This is a genomic window from Streptomyces sp. NPDC088400 (genome assembly GCF_044753355.1).
In the GTDB taxonomy this organism is placed as follows: Bacteria; Actinomycetota; Actinomycetes; order Streptomycetales; family Streptomycetaceae; genus Streptomyces.
The window spans coordinates 849,204-871,608 of the sequence record NZ_JBIVMZ010000002.1; the positions used below are offsets into that span (position 1 = coordinate 849,204).

Genomic DNA, 22,405 nt, shown 5'->3' on the forward strand with positions numbered 1-22,405 from the left:
CGTCCGCACAGTCCCGCACGGTCCCGTGCAGCCCTCTTGTAGCGCGCTCACGGTCGGCTCTACGATGCATGGCCAGGGCGGTGAAACGTTTCAATCAAAGGGGTGGCGATGGGCATGGGCTGGACGCGCAGAGGTCTTCTCCACACCTCCGTGGTGGGTGCCGGAGCCGGGATCGCCGGGCTGGCCGCGGCGTCCGGGGCCGCCGCCGGCACCCCGGCGGGGGAGGGGGCCGATGCCACCCGTACCGCCCGGCTCCGTGTCGCGACCGCGACCGTCGAGTACGTCGAGCACCTCCTCGGTACCGATGTCGCCGCCCCGCTGCTGTCCTGGGAACTCGACTCCCGGGAGCCCGGAGGTGACGGCCGTGGCGCGCGGCAGAGCGCGTATCAGATACGGGCAGCGACCGATCCCCGCGACCTCGCGGCCGGCCGACGGCTGGTCTGGGACACCGGCCGGGTGGAGTCCGACCGCAGCCTCGCCGTCCCCTACGCGGGCCGCGCCCTGGCGCCCCGTACCCGCTGCCACTGGCAGGTCCGTGTCTGGGACGCCGACGGGCACGCCTCCCCCTGGAGCACGGCCGGCTGGTGGGAGACCGCGCTCGGCGACGAGAAGTGGCAGGCGCGGTGGATCGGCGCCGAGCCGGCCGCCGCGCCGCCGGGCTTCGACGGTGCCTCCTGGATCTGGACCGAGGGAGCGACCACCGGCAACGCCCCTGTCGGGCCACGGTGGTTCAGGGGCGGCCTCGACCTTCCCGCCGGTGTGGCGGGGGCCGGCATCGTGCGCGCCACGGTCGTCGCCACAGCCGACGACGACTTCACCCTCCACCTGGACGGCCGGCAGGTGCTGGACACGCCCGAGCAGGTGGACGGCTGGCGCACCGGCCGGACGGCCGATGTGACCGAAGCCGTACGGTCCGCTCCCGGCGGCCGGATCGTCCTCGCGGCCCTCGCCACCAACCGGGGCAGCGGCTCCGTCAATCCGGCGGGACTGCTCGTACGGCTGCTGATCGAAACCGCCGACGGAACCTCGCGTCACCTGGTCACCGGACCCGGCTGGCGGACCGCCACGGCCGAGCAACAGGGCTGGGAACAGCCGGACTTCGACGACAGCGGCTGGACCGCGGCGCTCGTCCTCGCCCCGTACGGGCAGGGCCCGTGGGGGAGCGGTGTCGCGGTCGCCGCGCCCGAGGCGCCCGCGCCGCTGCTGCGCCGCGAGTTCACCCTGCGCAAACGGGTCAGCCGCGCCCGGCTCTACATCAGCGGACTGGCCTACTACGTGGCCGAGTTGAACGGAGAGCGGGTCGGCAGCCAGGTGCTCGACCCGGCGTTCACCGACTACGACGAGACCGTGATGTACGCCGTCCACGATGTGACCTCGCTGCTGCGCCGCGGGGACAACGCGATCGGTGTGACCCTCGGCCGCGGCTTCTACGGTATGACCACCCCCAATGTCTGGAACTGGCATCAGCCGCCCTGGCACGGTGAACCCCGGCTGCTGTGCCGGCTGGAGGCCGAACATCCCGACGGCTCCCGCACGACCGTCGTCTCCGACACCGACTGGCGCATCACCGAAGGCCCCACGCTCACCAACTCCCTCTACGCGGGCGAGACATACGACGCGAGGCTGGCGCCCACCGGCTGGACCCGGCCCGGTTTCGACGACAGCTCCTGGGGCCATCCGAAGTCCTTGACCGCCCCCAAGGGCATCCTCCGTGCCCAGCCGCACGACCCCATCGAGGTCATCGAGACCCTCACCCCCACCGCGATCACCGAGCTGCGCCCCGGTGTGTATGTGGTCGACATGGGCCGTACGACAGCGGGTTGGAGCCGGCTGACCGTACGGGCCCCGGCCGGCACCGTCGTCCAGCTGGTCCACGGCGAGAAACTCAAGGACGACGGCAGTGTGCACGCGGAGACCGGACATGTGCCGGGACGGTTCCAGCGCGACGAGTACATCTGCGCGGGCGGCGGAACCGGCGGCGACGAATCCGACAACGACAGGTCCGGCGGCGACAGGTCCGGCGGTGGCGGGGCCGGCGGTGGTGGGGCCGAGGTGTGGGAGCCCTCGTTCTCGTACAAGGGCTTCCGCTATGTCCAGGTCAGCGGGCTGCCGACCCGACCACGCCCGTCCGACGTGGTCGGTCGCGTCGTCCATACGAAGGTGGCCGAGGTCAGCGATTTCAGCTGCTCGGAGCCGTTCTACGAGCAGCTCGACCGCGCGATGCGCCGCACCCTGCTCAACAACCTGCACGGCATCCCCACCGACACCCCCATGTACGAGAAGAACGGCTGGACGGGTGACGCGCAGCTCGGCGCGCCCATCATGGAGTACGCCTTCGGGGTCCACCGCTTCCTGACGAAGTGGCTCGGTGACCTGGCGGACAGTCAGAACCCTGACGGCCAGCTCCCGGTGATCGTGCCGAGCGGCGGCTGGGGCTACGGCGATCTCGGGCCTTCGCCGGAGTGGACGACCGTATATCCGTTCCTGATACGTGAGATGTACCGGATCTACGGCGACGACCGGGTGGCGCGCGAGCACTGGCCGACCCTGACCCGTTACCTGGACTGGGAGTTGACCAGGCTGAAGGACGGCCTCGCGGTCACCGCGCTCGGCGACTACCTGCCACCGGGCTACGGCGGCAACCCGCCCGAGGACACCCGGCTGACGGCGACCGCGTATCTGCACCGCGCGCTGACACAGACGGCCGAGATGGGCGATCTGCTGGGCCACGGCGAGGTCGCGGACCGGTACCGCACGGCGGCGGCCGGGCTGAAGGACGCGCTGAACGCCACCTTCCTCAACGCCTCCGGCCACTACAGCACGGCGAAGGATCCGGGATACCGGCAGACCTCCAACGCCCTGCCGCTGGCCTTCGGCCTGGTCCCGAGCGGCGCCCGCGCCTCGGTGCTGGACAGCCTCGTCGCGGACATCACCGCTCGCGGCGACCACCTCAACACCGGCGCGCTGGGCACGAGTGTGCTGTTGCGCGTCCTGTGCGCGCACGGCCGCCCGGAGGTCGCGCACGCGATCGTCACGCAGCGTACGTACCCCAGTTGGGGCTTCTGGTTCGACAACGGCGCCGACACCATGTGGGAGATGTGGCCGGTCGACTCACGCTCGCGCGACCACTACTTCCAGGGCACGGTCGCCCAGTGGCTGTACGAGAACGTCGCGGGACTGCGCCCCGGGGACGCGGGCTACCGCACCTTCACGGTGCGGCCCGACGGACGGACCGGCGTCACCTGGGCGCGCACCTCGATCCGTACGGTACGCGGCCGGGCGGCCGTGGCCTGGTCGAAGATAGGGCGGGACCTGCGGCTCACGGTGCGGGTGCCGGTGGGCGCGACGGCGGAGATACACGTACCGGCGGAACGCCCGGAGCACGTGCGGGCGGCGGACGGGGCCGAGTATCTGCGGACGGAGCCGGGCTTCGTGGTGTACCGCGCCGGGCAGGGCGCCTGGGACTTCGTGGGGCGGGCCTGACCGTGCTGACAGCCTCGCCGGATGCAGCCTTGTCGGATCCGGCTCCGGCACGGGTGAACGTTTCAGCGGCCGGTGCAGCGTCAGCTGCTGATACCGCTTCCGTCGCCGCCACGGTCACCGGCGCCGCCACGGTCACCGGCGCCGCCACGGTCACCGGCGCCGCCTCAGCCGCCGGCGCCGCTTCCGCTTCCGTCACCCGCCCCGTCACGGTCACCCACACCGTCACCGTCACTGGCACCGATTCCGTCACCCGTGCTGCCACCGTCGCGCCGCAGCAGGTACGTGTCCATGATCCAGCCCTTGCGGGCCCGTGCCGCGGACCGCAGCTCCTCGATCCGTCCCGCGACCTCCGAGAGCCGTCCGGAGACCAGGATCTCGTCCTCGGTCCCCACGTAGGCGCCCCAGTGGATGACCGGGTCCGCCGCGAGATGGTGCCGGAAGGCCTGCCGCGCGTCCAGCATGACCACGAGATCGTCCACGCCCTCCGGCCAGCCCTCGGCGAGCCGCCGGCCCGTGGTGATCTGTACGGGTCCGCCCACCCGGTTCAGTCCGACGCGGTGCTTGGCGGCCAGCGCGGAGACACTGCTGATACCGGGAATCACCTCATGGTCGAAACGGACCGTGCCGCGTTCCAGGATCTCGTCCAGGATGCCGAGCGTGGAGTCGTACAGGGCGGGATCGCCCCACACGAGAAAGGCCCCGGTCCGGTCCTCTCCGGGCCCTTCGCCCAGCTCGTCGGTGATCATGCGCTCGTAGAGGTCGGCCCGGCGGCCCCGCCAGTCATCGACTGTTCCGGGGTAGGCGGCGCCGTCGGGGGCCGGGTCCCGCTCCGGATCCCGGGCCTCGACCAGCCGGTACGCGGAGCCGCCGGCATGCCGGCGCAGGATCTCGTGCCGGAGCCGCATGAGATCGGACTTCTCCTCGCCCTTGTCGAGGAGGAAGAAGACATCGACCTGCTGGAGCGCCGTGACCGCCTGCACGGTCAGCTGGTCCGGGTCGCCCGCCCCGATACCGATGACATAGATCTTTCGCACACCACCGAGTCTGCCCCATCTCCCGACGGGGTATCTCGGTATCTCCCGACCGTGTGTGCCGACCACTTCTCCGACCGCTTCGCCGTCTGAAGAAAGAGAAACACCCATCGGATGTCTGATGAACCATCACGCCTACCGGAGGTCTCGCGCGCGTCGCCGCGCCCGGCATATGCTCCGTCCATGCGTGCCGCACTCTTCGTGACCTGCGTCAATGACGCCATGTATCCGTCCACCGGGATCGCGACCGTACGGCTGCTCGAACGTCTGGGGGTCGACGTCGGCTTTCCCGAGGAGCAGAGCTGTTGCGGACAGCCGCAGTTCAATACGGGCTACCGGCGGGAGACCGAGCCGCTGGTGCGGCGGATGACACGGGCGTTCGAGGAGTACGACTACGTGGTGACCCCGTCCGGCTCCTGTGCCGCGATGGTCCGTCACCACTATCCGAAGATCGGCGACAAAGCCGCCGGGGCGCTGGCCTCGCGTACGTACGAGCTGACGGAGTTCCTGGTCGACGTGGTCGGTGTGACGGACGTGGGGGCGTACTTCCCGCACACCGTCACCTACCACCCGTCGTGCCACGGCCTGCGGATGCTGGGCCTCGGGGAGCGGCCGAGAAAGCTGCTGGAGGCAGTGCGGGGACTGGAGCTGCGGGAGCTGCCCGGCGCGGAGGAGTGCTGCGGTTTCGGTGGCACCTTCGCCCTGAAGAACTCCGATGTTTCGGCGGCGATGGGCCAGGACAAAGTGCGCAACGCCGTCTCCACCGGAGCGGCGGTGCTGTGCGGCGCCGACAACTCCTGCCTGATGCACATCGGCGGGATCGTGAGCCGTGAGGATGCCCCGGTGCGCCCGGTGCATCTCGCGGAGATTCTGGCGTCGACGGAAGAGGAGCCCTGGTCATGAGCGGTACGTATCTGGGGATGCCGGCGTTTCCGGTGGCGGCGAAGGAAGCGGTGGGCAACGAGACACTGCGCGGCAATCTGCGGCACGCCACACACACCATCCGCGACAAACGGGCCAAGGCCGTGGCGGAGCTGGAGGACTGGGCGCTGCTGCGGGAGGCGGGCAAGCGGATCAAGGATCACACGCTGCGTCATCTGGACCACTACCTGGTGCAGTTGGAGGAATCGGTGACCGCGGCGGGCGGGGTGGTCCACTGGGCCGCCGACGCCGCCGAGGCGAACCGGATCGTGGCGGACCTGGTGAAGGCCACCGGCGAGACGGAGGTCGTCAAGGTCAAGTCGATGGCCACGCAGGAGATCGGCCTGAACGAGGCGCTGGAGGCCGAGGGCATCTCCGCGTACGAGACCGACCTGGCCGAGCTGATCGTGCAACTCGGCGACGACCGCCCCTCGCACATCCTGGTCCCGGCGATTCACCGCAACCGGGGCGAGATCCGCGACATCTTCCGCGACCGGATGGCCGCTTGGGGCCGGGCGGCCCCCGACGGCCTGTCCGACACCCCCCGCGAACTCGCCGAAGCGGCACGACTGCACCTGCGCGAGAAGTTCCTGCGTGCCAAGGTCGGTGTCTCCGGGGCCAACTTCATGGTCGCCGAGACCGGGACCCTCGTGGTCTTCGAGTCGGAGGGGAACGGCCGGATGTGCCTGACCCTGCCCGAGACGCTGATCTCCGTCGTGGGCATCGAGAAGGTGGTGCCGAGCTGGCGGGACCTGGAGGTCTTCCTCCAGACGCTGCCGCGCTCCTCGACGGCCGAGCGGATGAACCCGTACACGAGCATGTGGACCGGCACCCACGACACCGACGGCCCCCGGGCCTTCCACCTGGTGCTCCTGGACAACGGCCGCACGGACACACTGGCCGACGAGGTCGGACGGCAGGCACTGCGCTGCATCCGCTGCTCGGCCTGCCTGAATGTCTGCCCGGTGTACGAGCGGGCCGGCGGGCACGCGTACGGCTCGGTCTACCCGGGCCCGATCGGGGCGATCCTCAGCCCCCAACTCCGGGGCACCCAGAGCGAGATCGACGCTTCGCTGCCCTACGCCTCGTCGCTCTGCGGGGCCTGTTACGACGTGTGTCCGGTCGCCATCGACATCCCCGAGGTCCTGGTCCACCTGCGCGAACGGGTGGCGGACCAGGGCGGCAGGGGCCACCGGCTGGAGAAGGCCGCGATGAAGGCGGCGGGCTGGGTCTTCGACCATCCGCGCGTGATGGCACTGGGTGAGCGGGCCGCGTCGAAGACCCGCAAGCTGCATCCGTCGAAACTCCCGGGCACGGGAGCCTGGACGGACTCGCGCGATCTGCCGGAGATGCCGGCGGAGTCGTTCCGTGACTGGTGGAAGAAGAACCACACGAACGACCACACCGACGACCACAAGCCTCACGACCCCACCAAGCCCAACGACCGCACCAAGCCCAACGACCGCACCAAGCCCAACGACCGGAAGGACAGCGGCACATGAGCACGGCTACCGGATCAGGCGCGGGGCCGGGATCAGGCGCGGACCGGGGGCCGGATCCGGCATCGGCCTCGGGCCCGGTCTCCAGCTCACGTGAGCGGATCCTTGCCCGTATCCGTACGGCCGTCGCCGCCGCGCCCGACGCCCCGGAGCCCGCCCGCGACTATCTGGACACGCACACCCCCGCCGACCGCGTTGTCGACCTGCTCGCCGAGAACCTGGCCGACTACCGCGCACTCGTCCACCGCACGGACACCGAGGGGCTGCCCGCGCTCATCGCCAGGCTCCTGTCCCGGCGCGGTGCCCGTACGGTCCTGGTGCCCCCGCTGCTCCCGGCGTCCTGGCTCGCGGCGACCGCCACCGAGATCGCCCGGGTCGAGGACCGCCCCGAGGCCACGGCCCGGGAACTCGACGCGATCGACAGCGTGGTCACCGGCTGCGCCCTGGCCATCGCCGAGACCGGCACGCTCGTCCTCGACGCGGCCCCCGACCAGGGCCGACGCCGCATCACGCTCGTCCCCGACCACCACATCTGCGTCGTGGACGTCCCCGACCAGGTCGTCGCGTCCGTACCCCAGGCGATGCCCCGCCTCGACCCCACCCGCCCACTGACCTGGATCTCGGGACCGTCCGCCACCAGCGACATCGAACTCGACCGCGTCGAAGGCGTCCACGGCCCGCGCACCCTTGAGGTCATCCTGGTCGAGGGCTGAGAGCGCATCGGGCGACCGGACCGAGCTGAGGCCGGACCGGACCGGGCTCACGGAAGACGCAGGGCCGTAGGGGTACGGAGAGCGACCGGGCGGGGCCGGCAGGTGAGTCAGGCCAGCCGAGGCGCCTCGTCGGCGGCGTCCACCGGCCCGCCCGACTCCACCCGGCCCGCCAACTCCCGGGCCCAGGCGACCAGCCCGGCGACATCGAGGCCGTGCGGGCCGGAGCCCGTCCCGTACGCGGCGATCCCGCCCGCACCTCGCAGCAGCAGCCGCGCTCCACCCGCCGTGTTGCCCCGGGCGGCGTGCGTCAGCCCGACCGCCAGCTGAGCCATCCCTCTCCACAGCGCCCGTTCCGAATCGGGACCCGACTTCCACGCGTCCTCGAACACCTCGTGCGCGTGGAAGGGCTTGCCCGCGTCCAACAGCCGCTGAGCCTCCCGCAGGGTCTCCTCGGGCGTCCGGATCACCCCTTCGGGCTGCCGCTCCACCCCGGAGGCTCCGTACGGCAGCGGACGCCCCAGCCCATCACGCGGCCGCGCATTACGTGCCCGTCCCTCGCTGTCACGGTCCCGCCGGTTCTCCTTCATACGTCGATTGTCGCCCGGGTGGGGGGCGTCTTCGCGCTGCGTGGAGTGAGGTAATGTTCTCTTACGTGGTCGAGCGGGGAGTTCCCCGCCGAGACCGGGTAACGGGACGTGGCGCAGCTTGGTAGCGCACTTGACTGGGGGTCAAGGGGTCGCAGGTTCAAATCCTGTCGTCCCGACAGAGAGATAGCAGGTCAGAGGGGTCCTTCGGGGCCCCTCTTGATCGTTTCCAGGGGCGCTGTCTCACAATTTCTCACAAACGCTGTTGATCAAGGTCAGCCGAGCAGTTCGGCCAGCTTCTCCGAACCCGCCTTCAGCGACTGCGGGTCGGGGTGGACGTAGGTCCGCTTCGTGAACCCGAGGTCCGAGTGACCGGCCCACGCGGAGACCACCGTGTCCGGCACCCCGTTGTTCGCCATCCACGACAGGCAGGCGTGCCGCGCGTCGTACAGCCGCACCTTCCGTACGCCGGTGGCCGCCATCAGCTTGTGCGCCTCGCGGCGCAGTTTGTCTGTCTTCCACGGCTGCCCCAGGTCGTCCACGAGCACGTACCCGCTGTCCGTGTACGCCTCCCCGGCTGCCAGCTTCTCCGCTGCCTGCTGCGCCCGGAACGCCTTCAGCGCCCGCAGGACCGGCTTTGGCAGGGGCAAGGTGCGCTTCCCTGCGTCGGTCTTGGCGCCCTTCTCCACCACCTTGTTCCGCTGGCCGCGCTCGGCCGTGCGGTCGTAGACGATCGTCCGCGTGTTGGTGCCGACGGCGATCGTCCCGGCCGTCAGGTCCACGTCCGGGCTCCAGCGGGCGCCGCACACCTCCGCCGGACGCTCCGCGATCAGAGCGAGCAGCATGGGCGCGTACGAGCGGTGGCCCTGGATGCCCTCCAGGAACCTCTTCACCTCTTCCTGGTTCCACGGCTTGTGTTCGGCGGTGGCCTTCTTCGCCTTCTCCTTCGCGTGCTTCGAGATGGTCACGTGCTCTGCCACGTTGCGGACCACCACGCCACTCCGCACCGCGAGGTTCAGCGCCGCACGGAACCGCCCGAGGGTGAGCCGCACCGACCGTATGCCGAGGCCCGTCCCGGGCTTCCCGCCACGCTGGCGCCCTTCGGTCACCATCCAGTCGATGAACGCTTCCACGTCCTCTTCGCTCAACTCCTGAACGGGCTTGTGCCCGAGGTACTTCCGCACGGGCCGTAGGGCGTTGTCGTAGTTGCTGGCGGTGGCCTCTTCCACGTCCCGGGTGGCTGACTTCAGCCACAGGTCCAGCAGGGCGCTCACGGTCATCTTCGCGGGGGCCACGTACGTGCCCGCACTGCGCTGGTGGCGGATGCGGGCCAGCTCGTTCTTCACCTCGGTCTTGGTGTCCTTGGTGATCGTGAGCTGCTTCCGCTTCAGCTTCGGCTGTCCGGTGGCAGGGTCGGTGATCACCTCACCGGTGGCCTTGTCGGTCTGCGGCTCGTAACCGATGTCGATCACGGCTCGGTACCTGATCTGCCCTCTTCTGTTGGGCGGCAGCTTCTTGATCGGATCGGCCATCTCACTCTCCTTCGGTGGCGGCCGGAAACTCCGGCTCGGTTGTGCGGGGTAGCAGGGCCGACGGGGTAACACCAAGGACGGCCGCGAGCGCGGTCAAGTCGTCCACGGTGATCTGCCGTTGGCCGGTCTCCATCCGGGTCACGCCGGACTGAGAGACGGGGTGCCCGAGAGCTTCGAGGCGCCCGGCCATGGTGGTGGTGGACATGCCGAGCTCCGTGCGGAGTTGGCGGATGGAGGCGGCAACGTGCCGCGTGGTGGGGCCGATTGGCCTGCGTGCGGTTGGCATAGAACTAAGGTACACGCTTATGCGGTACTGCATAAGAGCGTTTAAACGTTCGTGTTGTGTCGCTCGTTCTTCGTGATTTCCTTGCCTGGATGATCGTCGCAGATCAAGGGCACTGCCAAGCTACCAAGCTCCCCATTTCCGGCCCCGTATCTATAGTCTTCGCAGGTAGGAAGCCTGAGAGCACCCCTCGGGCCGTGTCATTCTGGAATCACACGGAAAGACCGACCGAGGATCGGAAGGGATCGGAAATGGCGACCGCTGTAACGATGAATTCGGCGCCGACTCTGGCGGAGATCAAGACCTGGCCCGCCACGATCAGTGTCACCCGCTGCGCCCTGGCGCTCGGGTGCAGCAAGAGCAACCTCTACGACCGGATGAAGCGGGGGCAGATGCCTGTGCGCACCGTCCGGCTCGGGCCCGGCCGCACGGTCGTGATCACGGCCTCCCTGGTCCGTCTGCTGGAGACCGGCGACCCGGACCCGATTCCCCCGGCCACGGCTGCGGTTGCCGCTCTCCAGGCCGCGTAATGGCCGTCCTGGGCTCGCGCTTCTACCTCACCGCCGACGGCGGCGGCCGGGTGGAGAGCGTGACTCACCCCGAGACCGGCGAACGCGTCTGGTCCTGCTCTTCCTGCGAGGCGCAGGGCAAGGGCGAGGAGAACGGCCGCGACCACGCGGCCACTTGCTCCACCACCGTCCGCACCACCCTCCAGCACCACTTCATCTGAGAGGCGAGATCATGACGAACTACACCACCGATGCAGACGGCCGGATCACGCTGTCGGCCGAGCAGCAGGGCCCGTTGGCCAACATCACGGACGAAGAGATGTGCGACGTGATCGACACCGAGTGGCAGTTCGAGCTGTCCAACGCGGCCGACGCCCGCGAGGTGTCCATGGCGCCGGAGCGCGGCGACCGCATCGGCAAGCAGTACACGACCGTCGGCGGGAACGTCGTCGCCACGGCGACCACCGCTGAAGGCGAGGTGGCTTTCCTGTACTGCTACGGCTGCGGTGAGCGCCGGGAGTTCGGCTACGGCTGGGACGACCGGGCCCGCGAGCACGCCAACAAGCACGCGGGCGGGTGCCGCGCCGCCTGACCCCGGAAACGCCGAAGCGGCGCCCTCACAGGGGACGCCGCTTCGACTGACGAAGTGCAGACCTGGCCCGGCCGGGAGCCCGGTATCTACGTGTTCAGGATACCGCCCCTCCCGCCTGGTCCCGGTCTCCCAGACGATCCCCCATCGGCCGAGCACGCGAGACGAAACCGACCTTGCGGAGGGGCCGAAATGATCAAGTCCAGCGCTCATGAGGGGCGCGACTGGAAGCCGTCCAAGACGGACGAGCAGTACAACGCGGAGATGGTCCGTGACTCCCTGGACGCCTTCGAAGCGGTGGCGCGGGAGACCGGTCAGCCGATCAGCGAACTGCGGACCGTGATCGCCATGCGTCCCACCAAGGAGGGATCGCCGTGGACGTGACCCGCAACGACGGAACGGTCGGAGAGGTGAACCCCTCCGACCGCCGTACGCCCGAGGTCCGGGCGGACGCTCCGGCAGACCCCTGGGATGCCTTCTGGCTGCACCTGGCCGAGCTGTTCGAGGCTCAGGCAGGGGGCCAGTCGTGAAGTACGTGAAGGGCGCTGAGCGCCCCGAAAAGGCCCCGGAGGTGCCGGAGTCCACCGACCCCGGGAACGGCGCCCTGGCGGACCCTGACGGCCTGCTGGCGGCGGCCCTCGCTCTCGCGGCCGAGGGCGTGAAGGTCTTCCCCTGTCACCGGGTCACCGAGGACGGGTGCACCTGCGGCAACTACGCCTGCAAGTCGCCCGGCAAGCATCCACGCAACGACCACGGCTCGAAGGACGCCACTACCGAGCCGGAGACGATCCGCATGTGGTGGATCAAGTGGGGCCAGCACGGGCGGCTGAACCTGGGGCAGACGCTCACCGGTCGCGCAGTGGTGGACGTGGACGTGGCCGAAGGGAAGCCGGGAGAGGCCACCTGGGAGGCGCTGAGCGCTGCTCAGGACGTGCCCAAGACGCTGACGTACCGAACGGGTCGCGCGGGCCTCCAGATGGTCTTCCAGCTCCCAGACGGGGAGACCGGCGGCAAGGCCGACGGCTACTCGAACACCCTCGGGGCGGCCGTGGACTTCAAGACGGGGCCGGGCGCGTACGTCATGGTCCCGGGGTCCAAGACGGACGACGTTTACACGGTCGTCCACGGCGCCGAACCGGCGCCGCTGCCCGGTTGGGTGGCGGAGTTGGCACGCACGGCGGTGCCCGGTACGGGTGGCAGCGTGGTAGCTGGCCGGCTGGAGGGGTCCCACCTCTCTGACCTGCTCTCTCTTGCTGCCGACGACCCGGCGCGCGGGAACAACTGGCTGGCGGCGGTGGCCGGGCACTACGCCGCCGACACCTGGAAGTTCGCCCCGCCGCGCGGCTGGTCCTGGTACTCGGACATGGCACGCGCCGCCAACTCCGCGTCCGCCGACCCGATCGGCGAAGCCGACCTGCTGAAGACAATGCGGTCCATCTGGGACACGGAGGCCCGGCAGCACGAGCAGGCGGAGGCGGAGGCCGTGGAGAACCAGGCCGCCGCGCTGCTGGACGAAATGCTCACGCTGGACGACCTCGCGGCCATTCCTCCGGCGCGGCCCGTGCTGAAGGGATACCTGTACCGGGGCACCGTGGCGCGGATGTACGGCGCGTCCGGCTCTATGAAGTCCTTCCTGGCGCTGGACGTTGCCATCCACGTGGCGAACGGATGGGACTGGTACGGGCACCGCGTGGAGGCCGGGCCGGTGGTCTACATCGTGGCCGAGGGTGCCGCCGGTGTCTGGAAGCGCGGCGCCGCCTGGCAGCAGCACCACGGCAAGAAGATCGGCCCGAACCTGAAGTTCCTGCCCCGCCCCGTCCAGGTCACCGGTCCCGAGTGGGACGCGCTGGTGGCGGCCTGCGAGCGGCTGCGCCCCGTCCTGGTGGTCCTGGACACGCAGGCCCGCGTAACGGTCGGTGTGGACGAGAACAGCAACACCGACATGGGCGAAGTCGTAGCCCTGGTGGACCGGTTGAAGGCCACCACGGGGGCGTGCGTGTGGCTGGTGCACCACACCGGGCACAACGCCGACCGGTCGCGCGGGGCATCAGCGGTGAAGGGCGCGATGGACACCGAGCTGTCCGTGAAGCGGGACGGCAAGGACCTGGACGAGACGACGGTGACCCTCGGGGTGGAGAAGCAGAAGGACGCGGAGGAACTGCCGGACAAGGTGTTCCAGCCCCGGCAGGTGGTCTTGGACGGCCTGGCGGACGAGGACGGCGACCCGGTCACGTCGGTGGTCCTGGTGCCGCTGAAGCACGCTCCGCGTGACCCGGACAAGACGGCGCTGCTGAAGGCCGCCATCCTTGCCCACCTTCGCCAGTCCGACCCCGAGCCGGTGTCGCAGGCCCGTTTCCGCTCGGGCCCGTACAAGCCGGAGAAGACCCACAACACCGCCGTGTCGGCGGCCTTCGGGGAGCTGAAGGACGCCGGACGGATCGTTCAGCTCGGGGTCAAGGGCTACGTCCTCGGGGACGCCGAAAAGGCCGCCGGACCTGTTCAGACGATCTTGAAATGAACCCCTGTTCTGAACAGGTCTGAGGCTCCGACCTGTTCAACGGCTTGAACAGGTATCGCCTCAGGTCAGGCCACTACCTGTTCAACCTGTTCAGCCCTGTTCAGAACAGCCGGGACCCTACCTGTTCACCTGTTCACACTCCGTAGGAGTGAACAGGTGAACAGGTCCCCCGAACCCCCAAACTGCGACCCCACACCGGGGTCGCAAGAAGCACAGCAGAGGAGCGAGATCATGAGCGAGGCGAGCAACCCCATGCGCGCGGCTGGAGGGCGCGGACCCCATGCGCGCGTCCAGGCGGCCACCGGTGGCGGGAACGGCCCGGAGACGGCCGAGGACGGCCGCTGTACGGCCCGGACGCGGTCCGGCGGCCGGTGTCGTGGCATGGCCGTCACCGGGGCGACCGTGTGCCGGATGCACGGTGGTGCAGCACCGCAGGTGCGGGCCGCCGCACAGCGCCGGGAAGCCACGGCCGAGTTCCTGCGCACGTACGGGGATGTGGACGGCCCGCAGGAAGACCCGGCGGTCGTCGTCTCCCGGTTGATCCGGCAGGCGTCCGGCCATGTGGCGTGGCTGCTGGAGCGCGTGCAGGAGACCGAGGCCGAGGCCCTGGTATGGGGCATGAACTCCGAAGTGGAGCGGCAGGGCGGGGAGTTCCCGGGCGTGGACACCATGTACAGCGCGGCCGTGAACGGGTGGGTGCGGCTGTACGGGGAGGAACGGGACCGGCTGTTGAAGATGTGCGACCTCGCGGCCCGCATGGGTGTAAACGAACGGCTCGTGACGATAGCCGAGGTCCAGACGAAGATCATGTTCGAGGCTATGAACCGGGCCTTCGACGCCCTGGAGCTGACGCCCGAGCAGCAGCGACGCGTACCTGACCTGATGGCGGGCCTTCTGCGGGACATGGCCGTAGAGGGGCGGCCGGAGTTGCCCGCAGAGTGACCCATTCCGCCGGCCTGAGCCCCGTTCGCACCCCGGACGGGGCTCTGCCGCGAACAGGGCTCAGGCGGTCTTCCAACCCTCGCGACAACACCCCAGACCAGGAAGGCCCCCGCTTTCAATAGCCCGATGCACATCCGTTCTTGTTTACAACTTCGTCCACGAGGATCGGAGGTGTCGGCATCACTTTGACTGTCCTCGGGGCAGGCCTATTGAGCACCTCGTGCATCTCATGATGCAGGTCTTCCCAAATCGCAGGGAAATCATCAGAGACCGGTCCCGCCTCCAGGAAGGCGGTGGGGACTGGCCTGCCCAGTACTTTGCAGGCCCTCGTCACGGACGCGTTCAAGATCTGATTGGACAGCTTGCCCATGCCTTTCGGCGCCACCGTGCAGAAGCAGAACTCTGCATACCAGGCCTCCTTGGTCGCCTTTTCGATCGCTTGCAAGCCCCGCTGGAGTTCGCTGGCTGAGGAACCGCGCTGCTCTGCCGCCTGAAACGCGGAGACAGCCGTGAGGGACATTTCGATGAACACGCGGAGTTTTTGGTAGGCCGTCAAAAAGTCAATGTGATCAGGATGTGCAGCGAGAGCGTAGGGGGAGAACGGGCTCAGGTTCGCCTTGTACTGGAGCATGGAAACACGATCGATATGGCCTCGATCGAAGAGCGTATGGCAGGTCGGACAGAGGGCGATCAGGTTCGCAAACTCATGTCGCCTTACCTGGCTCCAGGGCCGGATGTGGGCAATCTCGATGACAGGGACACGGCAGACTGGTATGGCACAACGATGACCGGCTTCGACACGGACTCGCCGGTCCAACGCGCTAGGGATTGCGGGGCGATTGGCGGGCATGGTCATCATGCTAGAGAGAGCCACCGACAATCGATGCCCACTGCCCGCGCACCCTCCAGGCAGCATGGCGGCAGTCTGAACGCGCGGAAGCCGCAGCCCGGGAGCTGCGGCTTCCTGTTGTGTAAACGCGAGCCTGGCGTGCTGCCAAGCTGCCCAGCTACTGCGCTTGGTCCGCGTCGGTCTGAAGCGCCTTGCGTCCGGCCCTTACGAACTCCTTCATCGCTGCACGGGCTTCGGCCATGAAGTCGCCGCTGATCCGAACAGGGCGACCGTCATCGTCAACCAGCCCGGAAAGGTCCGCGCTGTAAGCGGTTGCATGCAGGTCCGAGAGTGCTTTGATCACCGTGTTTGCCGCGTCACTCACTGCTTGCGGCCCCTCCAGGTCCACTTCGGCAAGCAGATGCATCAGGGCCGGGAAGCGCTCGTCAAGCGCGAGGCAGAGAGGTCCGAGGTCAACCTCTGCCGTGTCCTCATCTACGAGATCCAGTACGGCCGTAACCGCTCCTCGGCAGGCAGTCAGGAAGTCGCTGTAGACCTTCCGCCTCGGCTCACGAAGCGCCAGTTTCGCGTTGCTCCTGATCTGGACCTTCGTCTGTCGGTAGGTGAGAAACGCGCCCAACGACGCTACGGCGCCGGTGATCCCGGCGCCAAGCACCGCTGCAAGTCCTGAGTCCATGCATGCATGATGTTCGATCGCCGCAACGCCCCGGGTCCGGGAGCGAGGCGTCAGGACAGTGGGAGATCCACGAGCATCACGGCGTACACCGGGGAGTCCGGGAACGGCTGGTCTTCCCCGACCCGCCGGTACCCCCAGGACTCGTACAGGGCTTCCACCTTCGGGTGCGTCACGTCTACCAGCAGCACCGCGAGATCTTCGTTCCTGGCATCCATCAGCGTTCTGTGAAGGCGCTCGGCAGCGCCCGTCTTCCGCCACTGCTCGCGCACCATCAGCTCCGAGAAGTGGAACGTGCGGCCCTTCTCCGGCGCCGGGTCCAGGTGCTCCCGCCACCACTCGCGGCCCTCCGCGCCGGGGGCGCCGTACGCGAAGCCCACCACGTCGGCGCCCTCGTACGCGATCACGCACGAGAAGCCGGGGTTCCCGCCCCAGTGGTCCACGAACCAGGGGAACTTCTGCCGGAAGTCGTCGTCCGCCATCCGGTCGGCGTGTACGTCCGCGTGCACGTCGATCAACGTCTGTCGGATCTCCGACAGGTCGTCGTGGCTGTAGTGGCGCAGCTCCAAGGCGGAGGTCATCGGGCCTGGCTCCATTCTGATCGGTAGCGGTCTTCCCACTCTCGCGCAGTGCCGGAGTCCGGCGCCAGAGTGATCAGGTCACGGTGGAAGTCCCCGAGGAACGAGCGCATCCGGCCCGGCAGGGGGTCACCAGCCATCAGCGCGAACACCTTCGCCGCCGTGCCGCACGCCTGGTCGATGTCCCGTTGGTGAAGCTGCGTCAGGGCGAGCTGAAGGGTGGCAAGCGCGCGGTTCCGGCGGAACTGCTTCGGGATAGCGGCCAAGGCGCGGTGTGAGGCCGCCTCCGCGCCCGCCGCGTCCCCGATGTCGTCCCGGACGATGGCGGTGATGGCCAGTAGCTCCGCAGGCCCGTAGAACGCCACCCATGACGGGCGGGACTCCTCCAGGGACGCCTTCGCCAGAGCGTCTTCCGCGTGCCCCAGCGACCGCAGGGCGCCCCGGCGGTCCCCGACCACCGAATGCCCGATGGCCGTCCGTGCGTGCGCCAGGGAGGCGAACAGGGGATCGCGGCGTGTGACGGCGGTCGCCTGCGCGGCCTGGCCCGCGTCCACGGCTTGTGAGAACTCGCCACGATGGACAGCCAGCATGGCGTGTGAGTTCCACACGCGCAGTTCCGCCACCGGGTCCTTCCCCATGCCCGCCAAGTACAGGGCGCGGTTCAGGTGGCTCTGTGCGCGGTCGCTCTGGCGGGCGTCCACGGCCGACCACGCCGCCGACGCGGTGTAGTTCGCGGCCACGCTGAAGAGGCGCTGCCGGATGCGTTGGGAGGCCGCGCGCTTCTGGAGGTCCAGGGCCTCCGCAGCACCCGCGAGCGCGGCCCGCTCCAGGGCCTCATGCCCGCCTCTGGAGGCGTCCAGGGCCGTCAGGGCGTCCAGGCCGCTGCGGAGGCGGATCACGTCGGTGGTGCCGACCGCGTGCGGCCTGGCGGCGATCAGGGGCACGACGGCAGCCGTCGTCCCGGTGGCTGCGGTGAGGAAGTTCCTGCGGTGCACAGGGTCCTCCGTCCTGGTAGGGCTAGGTCTGCCCGCTGGGGGTGTGAAGCCCAGTTCCCCGGCGGTACAGCCGAATACTGCCTCCAGGGCTTCGCGCTGCCGAGGGTGGGGCCAGCGGGTCTTTCCGGTCAGCCAGTGGCGCACCGTGCGATCACTGACCGTGCCCTCCCTGCCGATGGACCGAAGGTAGTCGTTCACCGACTCCGCCAACTCGGTCTGGGTCAGCCCTGCTTCTTTGAGCGCGTCCACCAGGTGCCTGTTCTCCTCCACGTCTTCAAGGTAGCGAGGTAGCAGGGTCGTGGCGCCGGAGCAGCGCCGAAATTTCCGGTTGCCCGCGATGCACGGCGGCCTGACATTTCCTCACGGGCAGTCACAAGGCGTCGTTGACTGAGTGACAGGCCGCCACCGGAAAGGACAGCCCGGTGGCAGGTCAGAGAGGCCCGCCCCTGGCCCCCATCGGGGGCGGGCTGTGCCTCCCGCTCACCTACGAGGGGTCCTGATGACCGTGACCACCACCTCCAGGCCGACCGGGCACCCCGGCTACAGCGAGACCCTGCCGCGCGAGCCGGAGAGCGCCGCGACGGCCCGGCGCCTGGTGCGCACCGCCTGCGCCGCCTGGGAGCTGGAGGAGCTGACCGAGGATGGCGCGCTGATCGTCTCCGAGCTGGTGTCCAACGCCGTCCAGCACGCGCGGCGGGAGTCGATCCGGGTGGTCATCGACCGCCCGGGAGCGGCGTGCGTGCGCATCGGCGTCGTGGACTTCTCGAAGGTGCTCCCGGCGCCCAAGGACCCGGACGACGACGAAGAAGGCGGGCGCGGCCTCGCGCTCGTGAACGAACTGGCGGATCACTGGGGAACCGAGCCGCTGCCGTGGGGCAAGCGGGTGTGGGCAGAGCTGCACGGGAAGGAACACGGATGAGCGGCGAACGAACGCCTTGGGTGGGCGACCTGATCCACGACGAGGACGCCGACCGGCGCGGAATCGTCACGGACGTGCAGGGCGGCGCCGTGTGGGTGCTGCGGCCGGAACTCGGTCCGGGCCGGTGGTGGACCTCGGAGCACCCCGAGCGGCTGACTCTGCTGGAATCGCGGCAGCGCTGAGACACGACGAAGCCCCGGCTCGGTGGAATTCACCGGCCGGGGCTTCGCGTCTCACGTCCGTCTCACACAGATCTCACGGACTGCACGGACTGACGCGGAAATTGTGGCGCTGACCTGGACGTTTCCGCACTCTCTGGATCTCACGGACCCCCCTGGGCTGTGTTTCGTTCACTGGGGGTCAAGGGGTCGCAGGTTCAAATCCTGTCGTCCCGACCGGCGTTTTCGCAGGTCGTAGGCGGTATCGGAGAAATCCGGTGCCGCCTTTACGTGTTTGTTGGGGACCAGTTGGGGACCGCGGGGTCCACCGGCGTCGTGTTGCTGCCTGCTGGACGGCGAGGGTGAGGGGTGCGGGGACGCCGGCGTCGGCGAGCCAGGTGAGTCCGGTGTGGCGGAGGTCGTGGCGGCGAGCGGCGGGCACGCGCCCCGGCGGCGCAGGACGCTCTCCCTTGATCTCGGGGCAGCCCTGGGGGCATCACCGAAGGCGTGTGCGAGTCGCCAGGGCACCCGTGATCGACCGGCCGATCACGCGCCGCGGTCCGGTCGGTGGGGCGTCGTGGCCAACAGGCAGAGCGCAGGTCAGGTCACCTGGTAGTTGCGCATCATCTCGTGATCCAGCATGTGGCAGTGCCAGACGCAGATGCCTCGTCTGTCGAACACCGCTCTGATCCGGGTGACCAGGCCGGGGGCGCCTGCACCGTGTCCTTCGGTCCGTATCCGAGGGGGTCCGGCGGCTCTGGCCGCCGACGCCGGGGAGCGCAGGGCCGAGGCGTTCGCGCTGTTGAACGTCTTCTACCAGGCGGGAATCCTTCCGGGACCGCTGGTGGGCATGGTGCTGACGGGCGTGGACTTCCAGATCACCTGCCTGATCTCGGCCGGGATCTTCGCGCTGCTGAGCATCGTGCAGATTCCCGCGCCGCGCCGACGACGCGAAGAAGCACGAGGACGGCCGGCGGGAGAGAGTGCTGTCACAGTGGAGTCTGCTCTTCCCGCCATGATCGGCTCGTACGCTGACCTTCCAGGTCCACCTGGCGCTGCCGCTGGAGGTACGGCGACTGGGCGGCGACGGGCAGTTCGGGACGGCCGCCGTCGCCCTGCTGTTCGCCGTCTCCGGGCTGAGCACGATCCTCGGCCAGACCCGGGTGACCGCCTGGTGCAAGGCCCACGTTGAGCCCGGCCAGGCACTCGTCCGGGGGCTGACCGCGATGGGCCTGGCCTTCGTACCGTTGCTGCTCGCGGCGGCCGTACCGGTACCGCCGGGCGGCGTGGGGCTGTGGCTGCTCGCGGCGGTTCCGCCGGCGCTCTCCGCGCTGCTGCTCGCCCTGGGGACGATGATCGCGTACCCCTTCGAGATGGACACCATCGTCCGGCTCTCGGGTGACCGCCTCGTCGCCACCCACTACGGGCTTTACAACACCATCTGCGGGGTCGGGATCACGCTCGGCAATCTGCTCACGGGGGCGTCCCTGGACGCCGCCCGCTCGGCGGGGATGTCCGCGCTGCCCTGGCTCTGCCTGCTCGCACTCGGCCTCGCCTGTACGGGCTGCACCGCACGGGTCGCCTGACAGGGGCCGTGCCGGAACGGGCACCGGCAACGGCCTGACGCCCGACGGGTCTTGGGGGCGGGCGGCGGCACAGCCGCTCGCCCCTCCGGTCAGTGGTAGGCGTGGACGACCGCGTGGCCCTTGCCCCGGGCGATCATCCAGCGGTTGACCGGCACGGTCAGCACGAAGGCGACGGCCAGGGCGAACGCCAGCGCTCCCCAGAACAGGAAGGTGATGAGCCCCGAGTCCATCGCCCCGGGGACGGCGAGCATGACCCCGTTGTCAACGAGCTCCATGACAGCGATGGAGAGAGTGTCGGCGGCCAGCGCTACTTTCAGCGCCTGGCGCAACGGCACTCCCGCCTTCAGGACGCCGCGCATGGTGAGCGCGTAACCGAAGACGAAGGCCAGGGCGATGGCGAGGACGATGGTGGCACCGGCGGACAGGCCGGCCGCGGTGCCGATGACCATGCCCAGAATCTCGCCGATGGCGCACCCGGTCAGGCAGTGCAGCGTCGCCTGTGAGGCGGTGCGCCAGGAAGACGGCGCCTCAGACGTGTGCCCGGCATGCTCGTGATGACTTGAGTGGTCCATGACTCCTCCGTGGCTCCTCCGTCGACCGTGTACCGAGATCTGGCTCACATCGACCGGAAATCTATACCCCTATAGGGTATGGTGTCATCGGGTTTCCCCGGCTTCTCGGCCCTTTACTCCTCAGCCTGTCGCTACGGTGAGAAACCGAACGGAGAACGATGATCGCGAGCAGGTACGCACGGGCGGGTGGTGTCGTCGGACACCTCCTGCTGGTCGTCGTGCTCGCGCTCGGGGTGTTCGCCATGCACACGCTGGGGCACCCCGAAGGCACCTCGAGCCCGGCCACGGGAGTGTCCTCCTCTCATATGGGTGGCCCCCTAGCTACCGGCATGACCACCGGGGATGTCACGGTCGCCGCGGTCGTGACGGACGCGAACGATACGAACGGCGCTAAGGCGTCGCACGATTCCGCGTCCTCCCACGGGTCCTCCACCGGTATGGACATGACCTCCCTCTGCGTCGCCGTGCTCGGCGCCTGGGTACTGGCGGGCCTGCTGTACGCGGCGTTCACGCGCCTGCCGGGTCTGCCGGGCGTACACCTGCCGAAGGCGGTCTTCTCGCCGCGCCCCGGTCCACCGCCCCGCCCGCCCGATCTCACCGAACTGTCGGTCCTGCGGACCTAGGCCGACACGCGCCCCGGACGCGCCATGCCGCGCCGCCCGGAGACACGTCGTGCCCGCAGATCCGCAGAATGACTTCACAGCAAGGTGTTTTCGTCATGGCCTACTTCGAACACGTCTCGTCGCGCCCGTCCGCCCGCCGTCTCGCCCTCGTCGGCGTCCTGGCGGCCGGAGCGCTGACCCTGACCGCCTGTGGCGGCGAGGACCACGACATGGCTGGCATGGACGGCGACAAGACGTCCGCCACGGCCACCACCGGCTCGGAGAAGAGCCCCGGGGCAGGTGCTTTCAACGACGCGGACGTGACGTTCGCGCAGTCGATGATCCCGCACCACGAGCAGGCCCTGGAGATGTCCGCGCTGGCCGACGGCCGCGCCTCGGACGCGGAGATCAAGAAGCTCGCCGGGGAAATCGAGAAGGCTCAGGACCCCGAGATCCGGACGATGAAGGGCTGGCTGAAGTCCTGGGGCAAGGAAGAAGCCGCGTCGGACAGCATGCCCGGCATGGACCACGGTGGTGACTCCGCCATGTCCGGGATGATGTCCGAGCAGGACATGGCCGACCTCAAGGCCGCCAAGGGCACCGACTTCGACCGCATGTTCGCGGAGCTGATGATCGCCCACCACAAGGGCGCGATCACCATGGCCGAGGACGCGCAGAAGAACGGTCGCGACGCGACGGCGAAGAAGCTCGCCGGTGACGTCGTCCGCACCCAGTCCGCCGAGGTCGACACGTTCCAGAAGATCCTCGACCGGCTCTGATCCCTCCCCCACTCGACGCGCGGCTGTTCCGGGCCCGTCCCTGTGCGGCCCGGAACAGCCGCGCCCCCGCGTGGCACCGTGCGGCACGC

Annotated in this window: 24 protein-coding genes, 1 tRNA gene and 2 pseudogenes; 17 read left to right on the top strand and 10 right to left on the bottom strand. The window is 69.2% G+C overall.

Translation table 11 applies throughout. The features are described 5' to 3' along the window. Positions 1 to 108: 108 nt before the first annotated feature. Complete coding sequence (locus ACIQD6_RS07850; protein ID WP_401879605.1) at positions 109 to 3,483, top strand: family 78 glycoside hydrolase catalytic domain; 3,375 nt, start codon at positions 109 to 111, stop codon at positions 3,481 to 3,483. Between the two features lie 164 nt (positions 3,484 to 3,647). Here the strand turns inward: ACIQD6_RS07850 and cobF are convergent, their stop codons facing one another. After that, positions 3,648 to 4,517, bottom strand: coding sequence for a precorrin-6A synthase (deacetylating) (cobF, locus tag ACIQD6_RS07855; protein WP_401879395.1), 870 nt, complete (start codon positions 4,515 to 4,517; stop codon positions 3,648 to 3,650). Positions 4,518 to 4,697: 180 nt separating this feature from the next. Here cobF and ACIQD6_RS07860 point away from each other — a divergent pair, with 180 nt between their 5' ends. From ACIQD6_RS07860 to ACIQD6_RS07870, 3 genes are read left to right on the top strand one after another with little or no spacing between them, the layout of a single operon-like run. Beyond that, positions 4,698 to 5,417, top strand: coding sequence for a (Fe-S)-binding protein (locus tag ACIQD6_RS07860; protein WP_401879398.1), 720 nt, complete (start codon positions 4,698 to 4,700; stop codon positions 5,415 to 5,417). Further along, positions 5,414 to 6,937: a LutB/LldF family L-lactate oxidation iron-sulfur protein gene (locus ACIQD6_RS07865; protein ID WP_401879401.1), complete on the top strand. Its 1,524-nt coding sequence runs from the start codon at positions 5,414 to 5,416 to the stop codon at positions 6,935 to 6,937. Before ACIQD6_RS07860 ends, ACIQD6_RS07865 begins: the two co-directional genes overlap by 4 nt. After that, on the top strand, positions 6,934 to 7,647 hold the full coding sequence (locus ACIQD6_RS07870) for a lactate utilization protein C (protein WP_401879403.1): 714 nt from the start codon (positions 6,934 to 6,936) through the stop codon (positions 7,645 to 7,647). Before ACIQD6_RS07865 ends, ACIQD6_RS07870 begins: the two co-directional genes overlap by 4 nt. 107 nt (positions 7,648 to 7,754) lie before the next feature. Here ACIQD6_RS07870 and ACIQD6_RS07875 read toward each other — a convergent pair whose 3' ends face one another. Then, positions 7,755 to 8,234, bottom strand: a complete 480-nt coding sequence (locus tag ACIQD6_RS07875) for a DUF309 domain-containing protein (RefSeq protein WP_401879406.1) — start codon at positions 8,232 to 8,234, stop codon at positions 7,755 to 7,757. Positions 8,235 to 8,336: 102 nt separating this feature from the next. Here ACIQD6_RS07875 and ACIQD6_RS07880 point away from each other — a divergent pair. Then, positions 8,337 to 8,410: transfer RNA gene (locus ACIQD6_RS07880), tRNA-Pro, on the top strand. A 96-nt stretch (positions 8,411 to 8,506) separates the two neighbouring features. On the opposite strand, the gene ACIQD6_RS07885 is transcribed toward ACIQD6_RS07880, so the two are convergent. Both ACIQD6_RS07885 and ACIQD6_RS07890 read right to left on the bottom strand, forming a co-directional pair. Continuing rightward, positions 8,507 to 9,763, bottom strand: coding sequence for a tyrosine-type recombinase/integrase (locus ACIQD6_RS07885; RefSeq protein ID WP_401879408.1), 1,257 nt, complete (start codon positions 9,761 to 9,763; stop codon positions 8,507 to 8,509). Between the two features lies 1 nt (position 9,764). Further along, positions 9,765 to 10,082 (bottom strand): helix-turn-helix domain-containing protein, encoded by a 318-nt coding sequence (locus tag ACIQD6_RS07890; RefSeq protein ID WP_401879411.1) that lies wholly within the window; start codon positions 10,080 to 10,082, stop codon positions 9,765 to 9,767. A 215-nt stretch (positions 10,083 to 10,297) separates the two neighbouring features. Between ACIQD6_RS07890 and ACIQD6_RS07895 the strand changes: the two genes are divergently transcribed. The 7 genes from ACIQD6_RS07895 to ACIQD6_RS07925 all read left to right on the top strand — a co-directional run bounded on the left by ACIQD6_RS07895 (position 10,298) and on the right by ACIQD6_RS07925 (position 14,604). Further along, positions 10,298 to 10,576, top strand: a complete 279-nt coding sequence (locus ACIQD6_RS07895) for a helix-turn-helix transcriptional regulator (protein ID WP_401879414.1) — start codon at positions 10,298 to 10,300, stop codon at positions 10,574 to 10,576. After that, entirely contained in the window at positions 10,576 to 10,776 is a 201-nt protein-coding gene (locus ACIQD6_RS07900; protein WP_401879417.1) for a hypothetical protein, read from the top strand. Before ACIQD6_RS07895 ends, ACIQD6_RS07900 begins: the two co-directional genes overlap by 1 nt. Before the next feature lie 11 nt (positions 10,777 to 10,787). Next, positions 10,788 to 11,147, top strand: coding sequence for a hypothetical protein (locus ACIQD6_RS07905; RefSeq protein WP_401879419.1), 360 nt, complete (start codon positions 10,788 to 10,790; stop codon positions 11,145 to 11,147). Positions 11,148 to 11,336: 189 nt separating this feature from the next. After that, positions 11,337 to 11,528, top strand: coding sequence for a hypothetical protein (locus ACIQD6_RS07910; protein ID WP_401879422.1), 192 nt, complete (start codon positions 11,337 to 11,339; stop codon positions 11,526 to 11,528). Beyond that, positions 11,519 to 11,674: a hypothetical protein gene (locus ACIQD6_RS07915; RefSeq protein WP_401879424.1), complete on the top strand. Its 156-nt coding sequence runs from the start codon at positions 11,519 to 11,521 to the stop codon at positions 11,672 to 11,674. Before ACIQD6_RS07910 ends, ACIQD6_RS07915 begins: the two co-directional genes overlap by 10 nt. Further along, positions 11,671 to 13,662, top strand: a complete 1,992-nt coding sequence (locus ACIQD6_RS07920) for an AAA family ATPase (protein WP_401879426.1) — start codon at positions 11,671 to 11,673, stop codon at positions 13,660 to 13,662. The genes ACIQD6_RS07915 and ACIQD6_RS07920 overlap by 4 nt, the downstream gene beginning before the upstream one ends. Positions 13,663 to 13,893: 231 nt before the next feature. Beyond that, positions 13,894 to 14,604 carry an HGGxSTG domain-containing protein gene (locus ACIQD6_RS07925; protein ID WP_401879428.1) on the top strand — a complete coding sequence of 237 codons (711 nt, stop codon included), beginning with the start codon at positions 13,894 to 13,896 and terminating at the stop codon, positions 14,602 to 14,604. A gap of 115 nt (positions 14,605 to 14,719) precedes the next feature. Here ACIQD6_RS07925 and ACIQD6_RS07930 read toward each other — a convergent pair whose 3' ends face one another. The 5 genes and pseudogenes from ACIQD6_RS07930 to ACIQD6_RS07950 all read right to left on the bottom strand — a co-directional run bounded on the left by ACIQD6_RS07930 (position 14,720) and on the right by ACIQD6_RS07950 (position 17,970). Next, positions 14,720 to 15,235: a hypothetical protein gene (locus tag ACIQD6_RS07930; RefSeq protein ID WP_401879610.1), complete on the bottom strand. Its 516-nt coding sequence runs from the start codon at positions 15,233 to 15,235 to the stop codon at positions 14,720 to 14,722. A 24-nt stretch (positions 15,236 to 15,259) separates the two neighbouring features. After that, positions 15,260 to 15,520: pseudogene (locus ACIQD6_RS07935) on the bottom strand (HNH endonuclease); the annotation flags it as partial. A 91-nt stretch (positions 15,521 to 15,611) separates the two neighbouring features. Then, entirely contained in the window at positions 15,612 to 16,130 is a 519-nt protein-coding gene (locus tag ACIQD6_RS07940) for a hypothetical protein (RefSeq protein ID WP_401879430.1), read from the bottom strand. A 50-nt stretch (positions 16,131 to 16,180) separates the two neighbouring features. Beyond that, on the bottom strand, positions 16,181 to 16,708 hold the full coding sequence (locus tag ACIQD6_RS07945) for a GNAT family N-acetyltransferase (RefSeq protein ID WP_401879432.1): 528 nt from the start codon (positions 16,706 to 16,708) through the stop codon (positions 16,181 to 16,183). Further along, positions 16,705 to 17,970: a multiprotein-bridging factor 1 family protein gene (locus tag ACIQD6_RS07950; protein WP_401879433.1), complete on the bottom strand. Its 1,266-nt coding sequence runs from the start codon at positions 17,968 to 17,970 to the stop codon at positions 16,705 to 16,707. Before ACIQD6_RS07950 ends, ACIQD6_RS07945 begins: the two co-directional genes overlap by 4 nt. Positions 17,971 to 18,199: 229 nt before the next feature. Here ACIQD6_RS07950 and ACIQD6_RS07955 point away from each other — a divergent pair, with 229 nt between their 5' ends. The 3 genes and pseudogenes from ACIQD6_RS07955 to ACIQD6_RS07965 all read left to right on the top strand — a co-directional run. Further along, positions 18,200 to 18,619, top strand: a complete 420-nt coding sequence (locus ACIQD6_RS07955; RefSeq protein ID WP_401879436.1) for an ATP-binding protein — start codon at positions 18,200 to 18,202, stop codon at positions 18,617 to 18,619. Further along, the gene (locus tag ACIQD6_RS07960; RefSeq protein WP_319684053.1) at positions 18,616 to 18,801 is read left to right on the top strand and encodes a hypothetical protein; all 186 of its coding nucleotides are present in this window, start codon (positions 18,616 to 18,618) and stop codon (positions 18,799 to 18,801) included. Before ACIQD6_RS07955 ends, ACIQD6_RS07960 begins: the two co-directional genes overlap by 4 nt. A gap of 700 nt (positions 18,802 to 19,501) precedes the next feature. After that, positions 19,502 to 20,401: pseudogene (locus tag ACIQD6_RS07965) on the top strand (MFS transporter); the annotation flags it as partial. Between the two features lie 51 nt (positions 20,402 to 20,452). Here the strand turns inward: ACIQD6_RS07965 and ACIQD6_RS07970 are convergent. Beyond that, positions 20,453 to 20,935, bottom strand: a complete 483-nt coding sequence (locus tag ACIQD6_RS07970) for a DUF4396 domain-containing protein (RefSeq protein ID WP_401879439.1) — start codon at positions 20,933 to 20,935, stop codon at positions 20,453 to 20,455. Between the two features lie 158 nt (positions 20,936 to 21,093). Here ACIQD6_RS07970 and ACIQD6_RS07975 point away from each other — a divergent pair, with 158 nt between their 5' ends. Together ACIQD6_RS07975 and ACIQD6_RS07980 are read left to right on the top strand one after the other, a co-directional pair. Beyond that, complete coding sequence (locus tag ACIQD6_RS07975) at positions 21,094 to 21,558, top strand: DUF6153 family protein (RefSeq protein ID WP_401879442.1); 465 nt, start codon at positions 21,094 to 21,096, stop codon at positions 21,556 to 21,558. 95 nt (positions 21,559 to 21,653) lie between these two features. After that, complete coding sequence (locus tag ACIQD6_RS07980) at positions 21,654 to 22,316, top strand: DUF305 domain-containing protein (RefSeq protein WP_401879445.1); 663 nt, start codon at positions 21,654 to 21,656, stop codon at positions 22,314 to 22,316. The last annotated feature ends 89 nt before the right edge of the window (positions 22,317 to 22,405 follow it).

Bases quoted from the DNA above. Each gene is read 5' to 3' on its own strand.
- ACIQD6_RS07850 (WP_401879605.1), top strand. From the start codon at position 109: ATGGGCATGGGCTGGACGCGCAGAGGTCTTCTCCACACCTCCGTGGTG.
- ACIQD6_RS07860 (WP_401879398.1), top strand. From the start codon at position 4,698: ATGCGTGCCGCACTCTTCGTGACCTGCGTCAATGACGCCATGTATCCG.
- ACIQD6_RS07865 (WP_401879401.1), top strand. From the start codon at position 5,414: ATGAGCGGTACGTATCTGGGGATGCCGGCGTTTCCGGTGGCGGCGAAG.
- ACIQD6_RS07870 (WP_401879403.1), top strand. From the start codon at position 6,934: ATGAGCACGGCTACCGGATCAGGCGCGGGGCCGGGATCAGGCGCGGAC.
- ACIQD6_RS07875 (WP_401879406.1), bottom strand. From the start codon at position 8,234: ATGAAGGAGAACCGGCGGGACCGTGACAGCGAGGGACGGGCACGTAAT.
- ACIQD6_RS07885 (WP_401879408.1), bottom strand. From the start codon at position 9,763: ATGGCCGATCCGATCAAGAAGCTGCCGCCCAACAGAAGAGGGCAGATC.
- ACIQD6_RS07890 (WP_401879411.1), bottom strand. From the start codon at position 10,082: ATGCAGTACCGCATAAGCGTGTACCTTAGTTCTATGCCAACCGCACGC.
- ACIQD6_RS07895 (WP_401879414.1), top strand. From the start codon at position 10,298: ATGGCGACCGCTGTAACGATGAATTCGGCGCCGACTCTGGCGGAGATC.
- ACIQD6_RS07900 (WP_401879417.1), top strand. From the start codon at position 10,576: ATGGCCGTCCTGGGCTCGCGCTTCTACCTCACCGCCGACGGCGGCGGC.
- ACIQD6_RS07905 (WP_401879419.1), top strand. From the start codon at position 10,788: ATGACGAACTACACCACCGATGCAGACGGCCGGATCACGCTGTCGGCC.
- ACIQD6_RS07910 (WP_401879422.1), top strand. From the start codon at position 11,337: ATGATCAAGTCCAGCGCTCATGAGGGGCGCGACTGGAAGCCGTCCAAG.
- ACIQD6_RS07925 (WP_401879428.1), top strand. From the start codon at position 13,894: ATGAGCGAGGCGAGCAACCCCATGCGCGCGGCTGGAGGGCGCGGACCC.
- ACIQD6_RS07930 (WP_401879610.1), bottom strand. From the start codon at position 15,235: ATGCTCCAGTACAAGGCGAACCTGAGCCCGTTCTCCCCCTACGCTCTC.
- ACIQD6_RS07940 (WP_401879430.1), bottom strand. From the start codon at position 16,130: ATGGACTCAGGACTTGCAGCGGTGCTTGGCGCCGGGATCACCGGCGCC.
- ACIQD6_RS07945 (WP_401879432.1), bottom strand. From the start codon at position 16,708: ATGACCTCCGCCTTGGAGCTGCGCCACTACAGCCACGACGACCTGTCG.
- ACIQD6_RS07955 (WP_401879436.1), top strand. From the start codon at position 18,200: ATGACCGTGACCACCACCTCCAGGCCGACCGGGCACCCCGGCTACAGC.
- ACIQD6_RS07960 (WP_319684053.1), top strand. From the start codon at position 18,616: ATGAGCGGCGAACGAACGCCTTGGGTGGGCGACCTGATCCACGACGAG.
- ACIQD6_RS07970 (WP_401879439.1), bottom strand. From the start codon at position 20,935: ATGGACCACTCAAGTCATCACGAGCATGCCGGGCACACGTCTGAGGCG.
- ACIQD6_RS07975 (WP_401879442.1), top strand. From the start codon at position 21,094: ATGATCGCGAGCAGGTACGCACGGGCGGGTGGTGTCGTCGGACACCTC.
- ACIQD6_RS07980 (WP_401879445.1), top strand. From the start codon at position 21,654: ATGGCCTACTTCGAACACGTCTCGTCGCGCCCGTCCGCCCGCCGTCTC.